The organism is Streptomyces sp. CC228A (genome assembly GCF_021390935.1).
GTDB lineage: Bacteria > Actinomycetota > Actinomycetes > Streptomycetales > Streptomycetaceae > Streptomyces.
The window spans coordinates 167,648-180,889 of sequence record NZ_JAJPUI010000003.1 but is presented as its reverse complement, the minus strand read 5'-3'; the positions used below and the strand labels follow the sequence as shown (position 1 = coordinate 180,889).

Annotated in this window: 10 protein-coding genes, 1 tRNA gene and 5 pseudogenes; 8 read left to right on the top strand and 8 right to left on the bottom strand. The window is 74.2% G+C overall.

All coding sequences use genetic code 11. The features are described from left to right. The first annotated feature begins 33 nt into the window (after nucleotides 1–33). Entirely contained in the window at nucleotides 34–2,625 is a 2,592-nt protein-coding gene (locus L6E17_RS10740; protein WP_236240551.1) for a phosphoribosyltransferase, read from the top strand. Next, nucleotides 2,622–3,458 (top strand): annotated as a pseudogene (locus tag L6E17_RS10735) (HAD family hydrolase). Before L6E17_RS10740 ends, L6E17_RS10735 begins: the two are co-directional and overlap by 4 nt. Nucleotides 3,459–3,907: 449 nt before the next feature. Here the strand turns inward: L6E17_RS10735 and L6E17_RS10730 are convergent. Next, complete coding sequence (locus L6E17_RS10730; protein ID WP_236240550.1) at nucleotides 3,908–4,129, bottom strand: zinc ribbon domain-containing protein; 222 nt, start codon at nucleotides 4,127–4,129, stop codon at nucleotides 3,908–3,910. Between the two features lie 282 nt (nucleotides 4,130–4,411). Further along, nucleotides 4,412–5,662: a hypothetical protein gene (locus L6E17_RS10725; protein ID WP_236240549.1), complete on the bottom strand. Its 1,251-nt coding sequence runs from the start codon at nucleotides 5,660–5,662 to the stop codon at nucleotides 4,412–4,414. Between the two features lie 164 nt (nucleotides 5,663–5,826). On the opposite strand from L6E17_RS10725, the gene L6E17_RS10720 reads away from it, so the two are divergent. The 3 genes and pseudogenes from L6E17_RS10720 to L6E17_RS31420 form a co-directional block, all read left to right on the top strand. Next, a tRNA-Val gene (locus L6E17_RS10720) sits at nucleotides 5,827–5,898 on the top strand. Nucleotides 5,899–6,009: 111 nt separating this feature from the next. Then, nucleotides 6,010–6,153 (top strand): annotated as a pseudogene (locus L6E17_RS10715) (IS5/IS1182 family transposase); the annotation flags it as partial. After that, nucleotides 6,150–6,362 (top strand): annotated as a pseudogene (locus tag L6E17_RS31420) (IS5/IS1182 family transposase); the annotation flags it as partial. The pseudogenes L6E17_RS10715 and L6E17_RS31420, both read left to right, overlap by 4 nt. Nucleotides 6,363–6,529: 167 nt before the next feature. On the opposite strand, the gene L6E17_RS10710 reads toward L6E17_RS31420, so the two are convergent. The 5 genes and pseudogenes from L6E17_RS10710 to L6E17_RS30930 form a co-directional block, all read right to left on the bottom strand. Then, a complete protein-coding gene (locus L6E17_RS10710) occupies nucleotides 6,530–7,231 on the bottom strand; it encodes a hypothetical protein (protein WP_236240548.1) in 702 nt (233 codons plus the stop codon). 560 nt (nucleotides 7,232–7,791) lie between these two features. After that, nucleotides 7,792–8,187: a hypothetical protein gene (locus L6E17_RS10705; RefSeq protein WP_236240879.1), complete on the bottom strand. Its 396-nt coding sequence runs from the start codon at nucleotides 8,185–8,187 to the stop codon at nucleotides 7,792–7,794. 949 nt (nucleotides 8,188–9,136) lie between these two features. Further along, nucleotides 9,137–9,211 carry a 50S ribosomal protein bL37 gene (locus L6E17_RS31415; protein WP_099048249.1) on the bottom strand — a complete coding sequence of 25 codons (75 nt, stop codon included), beginning with the start codon at nucleotides 9,209–9,211 and terminating at the stop codon, nucleotides 9,137–9,139. Nucleotides 9,212–9,277: 66 nt separating this feature from the next. Then, nucleotides 9,278–10,006 carry a hypothetical protein gene (locus L6E17_RS30935; RefSeq protein ID WP_236240547.1) on the bottom strand — a complete coding sequence of 243 codons (729 nt, stop codon included), beginning with the start codon at nucleotides 10,004–10,006 and terminating at the stop codon, nucleotides 9,278–9,280. 571 nt (nucleotides 10,007–10,577) lie between these two features. Then, nucleotides 10,578–10,760, bottom strand: a pseudogene (locus tag L6E17_RS30930) (helix-turn-helix domain-containing protein); the annotation flags it as partial. Between the two features lie 181 nt (nucleotides 10,761–10,941). Between L6E17_RS30930 and L6E17_RS10690 the strand changes: the two are divergent. The 3 genes from L6E17_RS10690 (at nucleotide 10,942) to L6E17_RS10680 (ending at nucleotide 12,315) form a co-directional block, all read left to right on the top strand. Beyond that, entirely contained in the window at nucleotides 10,942–11,568 is a 627-nt protein-coding gene (locus L6E17_RS10690) for a hypothetical protein (RefSeq protein ID WP_236240546.1), read from the top strand. Nucleotides 11,569–11,678: 110 nt separating this feature from the next. Continuing rightward, nucleotides 11,679–12,047: a hypothetical protein gene (locus L6E17_RS10685; RefSeq protein WP_236240545.1), complete on the top strand. Its 369-nt coding sequence runs from the start codon at nucleotides 11,679–11,681 to the stop codon at nucleotides 12,045–12,047. A gap of 22 nt (nucleotides 12,048–12,069) precedes the next feature. Continuing rightward, nucleotides 12,070–12,315, top strand: a complete 246-nt coding sequence (locus L6E17_RS10680) for a DUF2277 domain-containing protein (protein WP_236240544.1) — start codon at nucleotides 12,070–12,072, stop codon at nucleotides 12,313–12,315. A gap of 268 nt (nucleotides 12,316–12,583) precedes the next feature. Here L6E17_RS10680 and L6E17_RS10675 read toward each other — a convergent pair. After that, a pseudogene (locus L6E17_RS10675) lies at nucleotides 12,584–13,177 on the bottom strand (DedA family protein); the annotation flags it as partial. Between the last annotated feature and the right edge of the window lie 65 nt (nucleotides 13,178–13,242).

Here is a 13,242-nt window from a genome sequence, read left to right as displayed (position 1 = left end):
GGGCGACCCGGGCCGAGACGCGGGACGACTGAGATGCGCGAGAACGAGAAGAGGAGACCCGTCATCAAGAGCACGGCGTGGACCGGAACATGGGTGGCCGAACGGCTCGGCGTCGAACTCCGCGGGGAGGACGTCGGACGGCTGACGGATCTCCTGGGGCTGGCCCTGCGTGACAACCCCAAGCGTGCGCATCTGCTGGTCTCCCGCGTGCTCGGCAAGCACGTCCCGCAGAGCCCGGCCGTGGTGCGCCGCTCCGGGTACGAGCTCGGGCGCCGCGTGCGCGCCCTGCTCGGCGACGCCGACGCGCGCCGCGCCGTCGTCCTCGGGTACGCGGAGACGGCGACCGGCCTCGGCCACTGCGTCGCCGACGGGCTGGCCCTCGCCCCCTACCTGCACTCCACCCGGCGTGCCGTACCCGGCGTCGCGCAGGCCGCAGGGTTCGAGGAGTCCCACTCGCACCACACCTCCCACCTCCTCCTGCCCTCCGACCCGGGGCTGCTGTCCCGGCCGGGCCCGCTCGTGCTCGTCGACGACGAGTTCTCGACCGGCAACACCGTGCTGAACACCCTCCGCGCCCTGCACGAGCACCAGCCCCGTGAGCGGTACGTGATCGTGGCGCTGGTCGACATGCGGTCACCCGCCGACCGCGGCCGGCTGGAGGAGTTCGCCGGCACGATCGGGGCACGGGTGGACCTGGTGGCGCTCGCCGCGGGGACGGTGGAGCTGCCGGACGGCGTCCTGGAGAAGGGCCGTGCCCTCGTCGCCGCCCACCGGACCCCGCCGCCCGCGCGGTCCGGCGACCCCGCCGCCGTACGACGGGTGGACCTCGGATGGCCGGACGGGCTGCCCGACGGAGGCCGCCACGGCTTCACCCCGGAGCACCGGGCCGCCCTCGGCGCCGCACTCCCCGGCATGGCCGGCCGCCTGGCGCAGGCGCTCGCACTCGGCCGGGACGCCGCGCCGCGCCGCGTCCTCGTCCTCGGCTGCGAGGAGCTGATGTACGCGCCCCTTATGCTGGCCGGCGCATTGGAGGAGCAGGCCCCGCACGTGGACGTGCGGTTCTCCACGACCACCCGCTCACCGGTCCTGGCCGTCGACGACCCCGGCTACGCCATCCGCACGCGCCTGGTCTTCCCCGCCCACGACGACCCCGCCGACGGGCCGGGCGACCGGTACGCCTACAACGTGGCGGGCGGCGGCTTCGACGCGGTCGCCGTCGTCGTGGACTCGACGGCCGACACCCCCGCCCTGCACGCGCCCGGCAGCGGCCTGCTGGCGCAGCTCGTGGCCCACGTCCCCCATGTCGTCCTCGCGACCGTACCGTCGTACGCGCCGTCGTACGTGCCGTCGTCCACCCCCTCGCCCGCAACCCCGCCCGCTGCGGCCTCCGCACAGCCCCCCGCCGTCCCGCCCGCGCCCCCGCACGTCCCGCCGTACGGGCCGTCCACCGCGCCGGGGGCCGCCACCGAGAGAAGCACCAGCATGCTGCCCGAGCCCCTGCGCGGCCCCGCGTTCTCCTCCTACGCCCCCGACGAGGTCGGCTGGCTCCTCCAGGACCTCTCCGGCGTCGAACTGGAGGCCCCCACGGAGGAACGCGAGGAGGCCGTCCAGCGCGGCGGCGCGCACTACGCGGAATCGCTGCCCATCGAGTACCAGCCCGACGACCGCTATCAAAAGCTGTTCCACGCCGCGCTGGACACCTCGGCCGCCCGCATCGCCCGCGCTGTCGGCGCCGTCACCGAAACGGTGCTGGCCGAGCGGTCCCCGCGCCCCGTGCTGGTGTCCCTGGCGCGCGCGGGCACACCCGTCGGCGTACTCATGCGCCGCTGGGCGCAGCACCGCCACGGCCTGGACCTGCCGCACTACGCCGTGTCCATCGTCCGCGGCCGGGGCATCGACGCCAACGCCCTGCGCTGGCTGCGGGCCCACCACGACCCGGCCGACGTCGTGTTCGTCGACGGCTGGACCGGCAAGGGCGCCATCACCCGGGAACTCGCCGCCGCCCTCGCCGAATTCCCCGGCTTCGACCCCGAGATCGCCGTCCTCGCGGACCCCGGCTCCTGCGTCCGCACGTACGGGACCCGCGAGGACTTCCTCGTCCCGTCCGCCTGCCTCAACTCGACGGTGTCCGGACTGGTCTCCCGCACCGTGCTGCGCGCCGACCTGGTCGGCCCGGACGACTACCACGGCGCCAAGTACTACCGCGAGCTCGCCGCAGCCGACGTCTCCGCGGACTTCCTGGACGCGGTCTCCGACCGCTTCGCCGAGGTCGCGGACGCCGTCGCGCAGGACGCGGCGCGGCTCCTCGCCGCCGACCGCACCCCCACCTGGGACGGCTGGAAGGCCGTCGAACGCATCAGCGAGGAGTACGGCATCCACGACGTGAACCTCGTCAAGCCCGGCGTCGGCGAAACCACCCGGGTGCTGCTGCGCCGCGTCCCCTGGAAGGTCCTCGCCCGGCGCGGCGCGGGCCCGGACCTCGACCATGTGCGGCTCCTCGCCGAGCAGCGCGGCGTACCGGTGGAGGAGGCCGACGGCCTGCCGTACACGTGCGTGGGCCTCATCCACCCGCAGTACACCCGCGGCGCGACCGGCTCCGACGGCAAGGCGGTGACCGCCCCGTGAATCCCGCCGCGCGCACTCCCGCTCCTCCCGTCCTGGTCGCCAGCGACCTGGACCGCACCCTGATCTACTCGGCGGCCGCCCTGGGACTCACCGCGCCCGACCGGCCGGCCCCGCGCCTGCTGTGCGTGGAGGTCTACGACGGCAAGCCGCTGTCGTACGTCACGGAAGCCGCCGCCGCGCTCCTCGGCGAGCTGGCGGGCACCGCCGCGTTCCTGCCGGTGACCACGCGCACCCGCGAGCAGTACCTGCGGGTGCGGCTCCCCGGCCCGCCGCCCCGGTACGCGGTGTGCGCCAACGGCGGCCACCTGCTCGTCGACGGCGTGCCGGACACCGACTGGCGGGCAGCCGTCGACGCACGGATCGCCGCCGACTGCGCCCCCCTCGACGAGGTGCGCACCCACCTGCTGGCCGTCGCCGACCCGGCGTGGCTGCTGAAGGAACGGGTGGCGGAGGACCTCTTCGCCTATCTGGTCGTGGAGCGGGCGCTGCTGCCGGAAGGGTGGCTGGCCGAGCTTGCCGCCTGGGCGGAGGCCCGCGGCTGGACGGTGTCCCTGCAGGGCCGCAAGGTGTACGCGGTGCCGAAGCCGCTGACGAAGAGCGCGGCCGTACGGGAGGTGGCGCGCCGCACGGGTGCGGGCACCGTCCTCGCCGCGGGCGACTCGCTGCTCGACGCCGACCTGCTGCTCGCGGCCGACCGCGGCTGGCGGCCGGGGCACGGCGAAGCTCGCCGACGCGCAGTGGCGCGCCGACCACGTGGAGGCGCTGACGGCCCGCGGGGTGCTGGCGGGGAGGAGATCCTGCGCCGCTTCCTTGCGGCAGCCGCGGCGGGGTGACCGGGGCGGCGATCCCGTGCCGCTTCCTTCCGGCGGGGTGACCGGGGCGGCGATCCCGTGCCGCTTCCTTGGGGCGGCCGCGGCGGGGTGACCGGGGCGGCGTCGCGGCGGCAGCGGCAACCCGCGGCCTGGTGGGCCCCCTGTCGCGGCTGCCCGCAGCCTGTTGGGGCCGCTGTGGCGGCTGCGGCCGCACCCACCTGGGGCTCGGCGGCCGCCGTTCCCGCAGGCACCCGGACCCGGCTGCACGGGGGCGTCGGCTGCTGCTGCCCTGCCACCCGGCGCATCAGCCGCCCCAGCGCGTACCTCCGGCCCATTGGGCATCAGCGGCGGCGGCGCCCGCCTCCGACGCCCGGGCGCTGGCTGCGGCGGCCGCCTCCGACGCCCGGGCGCTGGCTGCGGCGGTCGCTTCCGGCTCCCGTGCACCGGCCGCCGCCGCCGGCCCGCGGGCGTCAGCCGCAGCAGCCGCCTCCGCAGCAGCCGCCCCCGCTTCCACCACCGGACGGCCGAGGCGCCGCGGCGGCGGCCGTACCGCCGACCGCGACCGCGGACAGCAGCTTGACCGTGTCGCCGTGCCCGGAAGGACAGGCGGCGGGTGCGGCGGACTCCGCCATGGGGCGGCTCAGTTCGAACGTGTCGCCGCAGGTGCGGCAGCGGTACTCGTATCGAGGCATACGGAAAGACTAACGAGGGGCAGGGCCGCCCCACTCCCACCGGCGCACTCCGGCGCCCCGCGCCCCCGCGCCCGGCAGGGCCCAGCCGACCGTCCCGCGAGACTCGTCCCCGGTGCGCCGGGCCCGGAGGTCTGGGTGAGCGGCGGCTACCGGACAGGCAAAAGGGGCCACCGGACCACCGAGGCCCACAGACAGCACTCCGCACGGCCCGCCCGCGGCGTCACGCTCCCGACCACACCACACCGCACGCAACCACACCGCACCCCACCGCACCGCGCACGCTCACCCGGCCCGCTCCTCGCGGATCTGCGCCACCACACGTGCGGCCGCGGCCCGCACCGCCTCGGTCTCCACCAGGAAGTGCCAGTAATCCGGATGCCGCCCCTCCAGGTTGCTGATGGCCCGCTCCAGCCGCGCCACCGCGTCGTCGAGCGGCTGCGCGTGCTTCGGGTCGGGCGTGTGGCGCCCGGCCATGGCGAACCGCTGGGCGTCCCGGATCGCGAACCGCGTCCGCTCCACCTCCTGCTGCGGATCCTTCGCCACCGCGTCCAGCCGCCGCAGCCGCTCACCGGCGGCCGACACGTCCTCGTCCGTGGCGTTGAGCAGCGCCCGTACGGTGGACAGCAGCGCGGTCGCATCCGCCCAGCGCTGCTCCTCGCGCGCCCTGGCCGCCTCCGCCAGCTTCTGCTCGGCGCGCCGTACGTTCTCCGCGGCCCGCGTCGGCACGGGCTGGAGGTCCTGCCAGCAGGCGGCGCTGAACCTGCGCCGGAGCTCGCTCAGCACCGGATCGACGGAGGCGGCCCGGTGGGCGAGGGCCTGGGCGCGGGTACGGAGCGAGACGAGGCGCCTGTCGGTCTCGGCAGCACGCTCGGGAAGCCGCTCGGCCTCCGCGCGTATGGCCTCGGCCTCCCGCAGCACCCGGTCCGCGCGGCGCAGCGTCTCCTGCACGCCGTGCTGCCCGGCGCCCTGGTTGAGCTTGGTCAGCTCGGGGCCCAGCGCGGCGAGCCGGGCGGCCAGGTCGTCGGCGCGCAGGCCGCCCGCCCGGGCGTCGTCGAGGGCATTGCTGGCGGCCAGCAGTGCGGCGCGCGCCCGCTCGACCGCCGGGGCCAGGCGGGCGAGCTGGGTCTCCGCCGTGGCGAGCAGCGGCCCGAGCTGCTGCTCGAACCGCTCCAGCTCTCCCTTGACCCGTACGAGCTCGTCCCTCGCCCGGTTCAGGTCGGTGCGTGCCCGGACGGCGACGGCCCCCTCAAGATCCACGCGGTCCAGGTCGTAGGAGTCGACGGCCTCGATGTAGGCATGGCTCACGTCGTCGATACGGCGCCCGAGCGCGGCGAACTGGTCGACGACGCGCAGGGCGTCGGGCGAGCCGTCCACGGCGGTGATGGTCTCGATCGAGATCCGCAGACCCCGTTGGGCGGTGTCCAGCTCGTAGAACGCGGCCGCCGCGGCGTCCTTCGCCGCCTGCGCCTCGGCCCGCTGGTTCTCGGCGCGCCCGCCCCCGAACCAGCGCCGCCCGCCACCGCCCACCGTCACATCCGCTCCCCGTCACCGTACGTGTCCGAGCCGGCCCATCGAGCCCGGTACATTCTCCCACCCGGTACGACGAACAACCGAGCGGTTCCGTTCGCGCGCCCCACCCCCTCACAACGGTTTGCGAACCCCACCGGGGGGCGATGTACGCTGTTGACTCCTTCCACGGGTGCGTAGCTCAGGGGTAGAGCGCTGCTCTTACAAAGCAGATGTCGGCGGTTCGAAACCGTCCGCGCCCACGTGATCGGCGATACGCCGAAGGCCCAGGTCATCCGGGAGTTTCCCGGAGTCCTGGGCCTTGTTCGTTCCCCCGCCGACACGGGGCGGAGGAGGCGCCGTGCCAAGGGGTGATGTGTGCCCGCCCTGCGTCCTGGCTGACCGAGCCGTTGTGGGAGCGGTTCACGGCGTTACTGCCCGAGCGGCCGGTCTGCGATTCGGCTCATCCGCTGGGCTGTCACCGGCCACGCATCAGTGACCGGGTCGTCTTCGACAGAAAGCCCTCATGCAGGCGAGCCGACGGTGGCATGGGGAGCGCACCCATGCCTGGCAGAACGCTTTCCACCGCCTGGCCCGCTGCTTCGAGCGCCGCGCCGTGGCCGTCGACGCGTTCTTCGACCTGCCGATGCCATCATCGGCGTCCGTAGTTCCATCCGTCGGGCGTGGACCGCACCGCTGGCACACCCGACCCCACCGCCGCCCCTGAACTGTCGACGCTGGCACGCCCCCGGTGGTGACGGCCACGTGGGCAGCCCCCAGGGGCGTGCCGTGCGGGACGCGGTCAGCGGGGGCCAGCGCTATGGACGAAGATGGACGCGACCGGGACTTCTGGTAGCGAACAAGCCCGGCCCCATCCGGTTCGGCAGTGAAGGTTCAGTTGTCGCGTGTTTCCGCAGTGTGAAACGGTAGGCCTGCGTAGACGCGCCGCTTCAGTTCGTGGAAGTCGTGGAAACCGTCCACGCAGGTGATCACGTTGCCGTTGTCGTCCACATCCTCGTAGACGTGCAGGAGGTCGCGGTCGAAATGGTCCAGCATGCGGAGGTCGTACATGCCGATCACCGCCGGTGGGGTCGCAATATCGAGTCGCGGCTCATCGATCACCGCCTGGGCGCTGAGCGTGCCACCGATCGTGAAGTGATGGTGTTCGCCGTAGAAGAGCCGGGCATGAACATTGCCGCCGATGTAGGCGCCGCAGGCGTTGTAGTCGCCGATGAGCCGATCGGTGCTCAGGTCGCCATGGACCTCGAGCCAGCCGGCGGTCACGACGTCGCGTGCCCGCATGCTGCCGGTCACCAGCAAGAAGGACTCGGGATGGTCGCTGTCGCCATAGGTGCCGTCGACGACCAGATCACCGAGCACGACCAGGAGGTAGGCGCGCTCTTGTGTCAGCTCGAGGTCGCCGGGTATGTGCAGGTCGTGATCGACGAGCCAAATATCGCTGGTGTAGTCCTCGATGTCACGGAGCGCCGCCGTCACACGCTTGGTCTTCCAGTCGTCGTGGAAGCGGCCGATTGCCGTGATGACCTCGGCATGGGAGACCTGATTCTTCTTGTAGCTACGCGCGTTGGCAATCATGGCCAGGACACTTTCCTCGTGTGATGGGCGCAGAGTTCTGTCGAAGGGCATCTACTCAGACGACAAGCTGCCGAGCTGACCTCTTCAAAGCCGCATCGGCATGCTAAACACCCCCACTGACACGCCCGTTCAGGCCCGACGCCCCACGCCGAAATCCCGTAGCGCACTAGGTACTTCTACCGACCCCACCAATCCGGAGCAGTCACCGTACCTGTAGAGAAAATCACGGTCGGTAACAGCGGCCCCACCTTCACCCTGACCTGACCGGCATACCCAACCGCTCTATCTGTGCGGGTTGTTGCACAGCAGGTGTCGGCGGTTCGAAACCGTCCGCGCCCACCAGCGCGAAAGACCCCCAGCCGATCACGGCTGGGGTATATGTCATCGGTTCTGGTATCAACGGCGGCGACTCCCGCGGTCTGGGCCTGCCTTTTGCCGTGTGGCTGCCTGGCGGGCGCTGCCGGCGGGGCGGCGCTACGCCTGTCCGGGCGGGGGGCGTTTGCTTGCGGCGGGGCCCTGGGGGCCGTCCAGGTGCAGTTCCGGCCGATGCGTGGTGATGGTCAGATAGGAGGGAAGCCTTCTCGACCAGACGGTACGTGAAGAGGCTCGTGGTGGTGCCAGACGAGGTAGCGGTCCTCGCGGCGCAGTTCGGCGGAGCCCCACTCGATGCGCATGACGCCCTGCGTCATGGAACAGGCGTAGGCGACGAGCACGAGCTTGACGTCCTCTGACAGCAGCGCGAGGTCGGGATGGGGCTCTTGCTCGTCCAGCTCGTCGAGGCCCAGGTCGAAGGCTTGCTGCATGGGCTCGGGGCCGTGTCGGCGTATCAGGTCGGCTCGGAAGCCTGTGGCGCGTCGCAGGCGTGCGGCCGTGACGGGGACGTCCTTCTTCGCATAGCGGAGCGGATAGATCACATGGTCGCCGAGGACCATGAGCGTTCGTCCCTGCAAGCGCACAGGCGTGGCGGCAGGGAGGGAGGCGAGGCCCACTTCCAGTTCCTCATACTGCGCGGCGTACAGGCCGTGTCCATATGCCTCCAGGGTCTGGGTCTGTACTCCCTCGTGGCCGTTGCGGGCTCGGGCGTGGGCTCGAACCAGGCTGGTGGGGATCAGATCGGCCAAGGGTCCTGCGGCGTCGCCGAAGGTCTTCTCGGCCCACCCTGTCACGGTTGCCATGGCCTACCGCCCTTCCCCCTTGTGGCACCTGAGTGCCGAGCAGCATTCAACGAAACCGTGCAGGCCGGGTGCGAGCCGCGCAAGGGGGCATACGGCGCATGACGGGGTGCACGGTGTCCGGCATCGGTTGCGTCGGGTGGCAGGTGGCCGTCAGTGGTGGGCCGTACGCTGCCGCCCTGCGCAGAGGAGCGATCGCACAGGGATCCGTGCTCAAGGCCATCGCGGAGTGCGGCGAGCGGAGTGCGACGAGTTGGGGCAGGCTGCGTTCCTGGCGAAGTACGGCTCCGGCGAGGCTCGCTCGTACGTTGTGGTGCACGAGGGGCGGGAGTACGACTCCAAAGCCCCAGCGGGCGTGGCGCATCAGTCGGATCAGGGGCGAGCTGAGGCCGCTCGACTCATTCGGCAGGGCATCGTGACCGGCGAGCTGCAGAGCCTTGCGCCGACCGAGGACGAGGAGTCCGACGACTGCAGCGCTCCTGAGAGACGGCTCCTCATGCGCCGGCCCTGGGGAGCTGCGGGCTTCCATCGAGCGGAAGCGTGCAGCTGGCAGGCGTGCCGCGGAAGTCATCGGACGGCCGCGGCAGGCGGCTGGCGAGCAGGTGCCGAACCTGTGATCTGACATCTGCTGCCGACATCGGCGTCGGCGCGCAGAGGCAGTCCGGCAGGCCCCGAGCCGTTCCCGGTCAGGGCCTGCCGTCGCGGGCGCGGGCCCGGCGTCGGGAGGGAGGTGTCAGGCGTTGGGGCGCTTGCCGTGGTTGGCCTTCTTGCCCTTGCGGGCGCGGCGCTTGTTGCCTCGCTTCGACATGGTGTTTTCTCCCTTTTGGGGGTGTTCGGGGTGGTGTCAGTCTAGGGGCGGTGCCTCACCGGCGCATCAGCGTGCCGCCCAGGCGCCCGTCTCCGCCGCGAAGAAGTGCTCCCGCCCCGGCGCGGTGTGTCCGCTCGTACGGAAGGGGCGTCCTCCGTCGTCGATGCGGAGCGTCCCCCGCTGCCCGCCGCTGCTCCACTCGGCCTCCAGGTACCAGTCGCAGTCGCAGCGGGCGGCCGTCGCCTCCACCCGCACCACCAAGGGGTCGTCCTTCGTCACCCGGTACGGCAGGCGGGGCGCGGGCAGGGTGCGTTCCGTGTCCGCCCCGTCCACCGGACGGGCCAGCGGGCGTGCCGCGTCCAGGTCCACCGCGAAGTGCGCCGGCGACAGGGCCCCGCCGCAGCCGTCGCTCATCGCGTACACCGGCCAGTCGAGGGCGGCCCGGCGCTCCACCACCCGTACGGAGAGCCGTTCGACCACCGCGGAGCCGGACCGCGGCGCGCTCACCGTGGCGCGTACGACCGTCTGACCCGCGTGCACCGCGCCCAGCCCCTGCGCCCACGTGCGGGCGTCCTGCTCCACGGGCGGGGCCGGTACGGCGGAGGGGTCGCGGTCGACGAGGTAGCGGTGGTCGCAGCCCTGGTTCCAGACGTGGGAGTCGGCGCTCCAGGTGGGCGGGTCCGCGGCCTCCGACGGGGAAGCGGTGGCGCCCGGGGCCGCACTGTGCGCCCCCGCGTCGGGGTCCGCGCCGGTCCGGGCGCCCGTCACGTCCGCCGCGATCGCGGCTGCCGCCACCAGCACCGCCGCGGCGCCCGCGGCGACCGCCCAGCGCAGCCGGTGGGGCGTCGCGCCCGCCCGCTGCGGCCCGTCTGCCCGCGGCTGCCGGATGCGGATGCGCTGCTCGGGGGCGGAGGGGCGTCGGAGGACGAGTGGCGGGTGTCGCCGTCGTGGGAGCGGCTGGTGTCGCTGCCGTCGGGTGCGGGGCGGTCCGGCTTCCCGCCGCTGCTGCGGCCGGGGTCTTGCCCTGCGGGGTGGTGCGGGCCGCTGCCGGTGCCGGGCCCGGGGGCGCTGCCCGCGGGGTGCTCGGCGTCGTCGCCGGTGCCGAGTCGAGGGGCGCTTCGCGCCGGGTGCGCCGCGTCGTCTTCGCCGCCGGGCCGCTCGCGGTGCTGCGGGGCGCCGGAGGAGGCGGCGCCCGGGGTGCCGCCGGGGCCTCCTGCGGGCGGGCGGTGCGCGGCTGCTGCTCCGGCTCCGGCGGGCGGGCCGCCGCCCTGGTGCGGGCCTCGTCCGCGAGGACCCAGCGGCGGTGCAGCTCCACCAGTTCCTCGCGGGACGCGCCCGCGAGGCGGGCCAGCCGGTCCACCACCGCGTAGTCGACCGGCACCGTCTCGCCCAGGCAGTACCGGTGAAGCGTCGACCGGCCGATGTGCAGCCGCTCCGCCAGCGCCCCGTAGCTGCGGCCCGTGCGGTCCTTCAGCTCGCGCAGGTGCTCCGCGAAGCGCTCCACCTCCTCCGGCTGCCCTGCCGCGCCGCCCCCCGCACCCTGTCCCATGCGTTCCCCCATCCCGCTCCGCGTCCCGGGCAGTTGACGTTTGCCCAGGCCAGAGTACGCGGGACCGTCCCGGCGTCCCGTTCCGGGCGGTGCCGCTTGCCGGGCCGCTCCGGGGCCGCCGAAGGTGGTGGCACCGGCTCACAGCGAGCCGGACGACCACACCGGAACGGGGTCACTTCTCATGGAATTCCGCAGGTACCGCACCGCCGCCCTCGCCGCCGCAGCCGCCTCCGTCCTCCTCGCGGCGCCGGTCTCCGCCGCCACCGCGTCCCCCGCCAAGGCGCAGCCGAAGGCGCCCGGCTTCCTCGCCGCCGCCGACATCCCGGACGGGTCCGGCACCGAGTGGACCGCCGGCCGGGTCACCAAGGGCACCACCGAGGCCCCGCCCTTCTGCCTGGAGAGCGTCCTGCCCGCGAAGGGCGCCACCTGGCACCGCCAGTACCGCTCGGACCTCGACACGGGAGCGCTGCAGCTGTCCGTCACGTCGCCGAGCACGTCCGCCGCCGCCCGGCTCGCCGCGGCGGCGGAGAAGGCCGTCGCCGCGTGCGCCGGGGACTGGCTGAGCGACACCCCCGGCGCCACCGCCTCGTGGCGGGACCACGGCAGGCTCGCGGTCGAGGAGGGCGCCCACGTGTACGGCATCCAGACCGAGATGCCCGAGGGCGCGGTCGACTCCCACCTCATCGGCATCGGCCGGGACGGGCGCACGGTCACGTTCCTCATGTGGGGGCAGATGGGCGGTCTGGAGCACACGCCGGTGCCGGCGTTCAAGAAGGCCACGGTCAAGGCGGTGCAGAAGCTCCACTGACGTAGGGTCGCCGGTATGCGCGGCGCACGGGGGAGCGGGGCGAAGGGCCGTGGGGCTGCCGGCAGCCCGCCGGGAGACGACCCGGCCGTTACCCGCCGAAGGAGCCCGTCATGGCCCGCACCGCACACCACCGTGCGCGCGCTCACCGCCGGTACGACACCGCTCTCACGACCCTGCACCGCGACCTGCGGTACAGCGCCGCCGTGCTCGCCGCAGCCGGGCGCGGCGGCCGCAGGCCGCTGCCGAGGCCCGTGCGCCGCAGCGTCACCGTCCGCACCTGGGCGCGCACCCTCCAGGACCCGTCCGTCGCCCGCTGGAGCACGCAGCAGGAGCGCCGGGCGCGCCAGGAGCTGCGGGCGCGGGTCCGGCTGCTGCGGGCGTCGGTGAACCGGCCCGCCGGGGCGCTGGACCGGGGCGCCGCCGACGACGTCGACGTACCGCCCGCCCGGCACCGGCGCGACGCGCTCTGGGAGGCGTGAGGGGACGCGGCACACTGAAGGCATGTGCCGCAGCATCAAGACCCTCCGCCCGCCGGTCCTGCCCGAGAAGGCCACCGAGGAGGACATCCGCGCAGCAGCGCTCCAGTACGTGCGCAAGGTCTCCGGTTTCCGCGCGCCCGCGGCCCACAACCGGGAGGTTTTCGAGCAGGCCGTCGCGGATGTCGCGGACGCCACGCGCCGGCTCCTCGACGGCCTCGACGTGCGCGGCGGCGCGCGGCGGTCGGACACCCGCACCGGGACTGCGTGAGCCGTCGGCGGCCCGCACCGGGCGCGCCTGGCCGTGGGGGTCGTCGGTGGCGCCCGCTGTGCAGGCACGCGGGCCCGCAGCGCCTGCCTGCGGGATCCGCCGGTGGCGCCCGCTGCGGTACCTCCCCCGGGGGCCCGCAGCCTCGCGGCGGCCCCGCGTCAAAGTCCTGGTCCGGGGGCCGTACGGCCCCGGGGCCCGCGGCGCTGTCCGCACCCGTACGCCCGCCCGGGCGGCTCGCCCTACGAGGCGGGGACGGCGCCGGGCCGGAGGGCGGGCGGCGCAGGACGTACGCCGCCACGCTGCCCGCCAGGAACAGCGCCACCACCGACACGCCCGCGCTGATCCACGTGGCGCCGAGCCACTGGCCGCCGAAGTAGCCGAGCCCCACGCTGTACGACGCCCACGCGACGCCTGCCAGGACGGACCACGGCACGAACTCGCGGGCCCTGCGGCGCGCCGCGCCGGCGCCCAGCGACACCACGGAGCGGCCTGCCGGGGCGAACCGCGCGATGACCACCAGGGCGCCGCCGCCCCGCCCCAGCGCCGTGCCGAGACGTTCCTGCGCCGTCGTCAGCCGCCGCGACCGGGCGATGGCCCGGTCCAGGCGGGCCCCGCCGCGCCACGCCAGCCGGTAGGCGACCAGGTCCCCCGCGACCGACGCGGAGGCGGCGCACAGCGCGAGGACCAGCAGGGAGACCTCACCGGGCGTGGCCGCGGCGGTCGCGGCGGTCGCCGCGGTCGCGGCCGTGATGACCAGGACGCCACTGGGCAGTACGGGCAGGAACACGTCCAGCAGGACGGAGACGACCACGGCGGCGTACACCCAGGGGCTCGCGGCCAGCCACCCCACGCTCTCCAGCACTCTTGACTCCCGCTCACCCCGGCTGCACCCCTGAGAACGCCGAACAGCGTACGCCTCGTGACGCC

Excerpts from the sequence above, each read along its gene's own strand:
- L6E17_RS10740 (WP_236240551.1), top strand. The coding sequence starts at position 34 with ATGCGCGAGAACGAGAAGAGGAGACCCGTCATCAAGAGCACGGCGTGG.
- L6E17_RS10680 (WP_236240544.1), top strand. The coding sequence starts at position 12,070 with ATGTGCCGCAGCATCAAGACCCTCCGCCCGCCGGTCCTGCCCGAGAAG.
- L6E17_RS10690 (WP_236240546.1), top strand. The coding sequence starts at position 10,942 with ATGGAATTCCGCAGGTACCGCACCGCCGCCCTCGCCGCCGCAGCCGCC.
- L6E17_RS10685 (WP_236240545.1), top strand. The coding sequence starts at position 11,679 with ATGGCCCGCACCGCACACCACCGTGCGCGCGCTCACCGCCGGTACGAC.
- L6E17_RS10710 (WP_236240548.1), bottom strand. The coding sequence starts at position 7,231 with ATGATTGCCAACGCGCGTAGCTACAAGAAGAATCAGGTCTCCCATGCC.
- L6E17_RS10730 (WP_236240550.1), bottom strand. The coding sequence starts at position 4,129 with ATGCCTCGATACGAGTACCGCTGCCGCACCTGCGGCGACACGTTCGAA.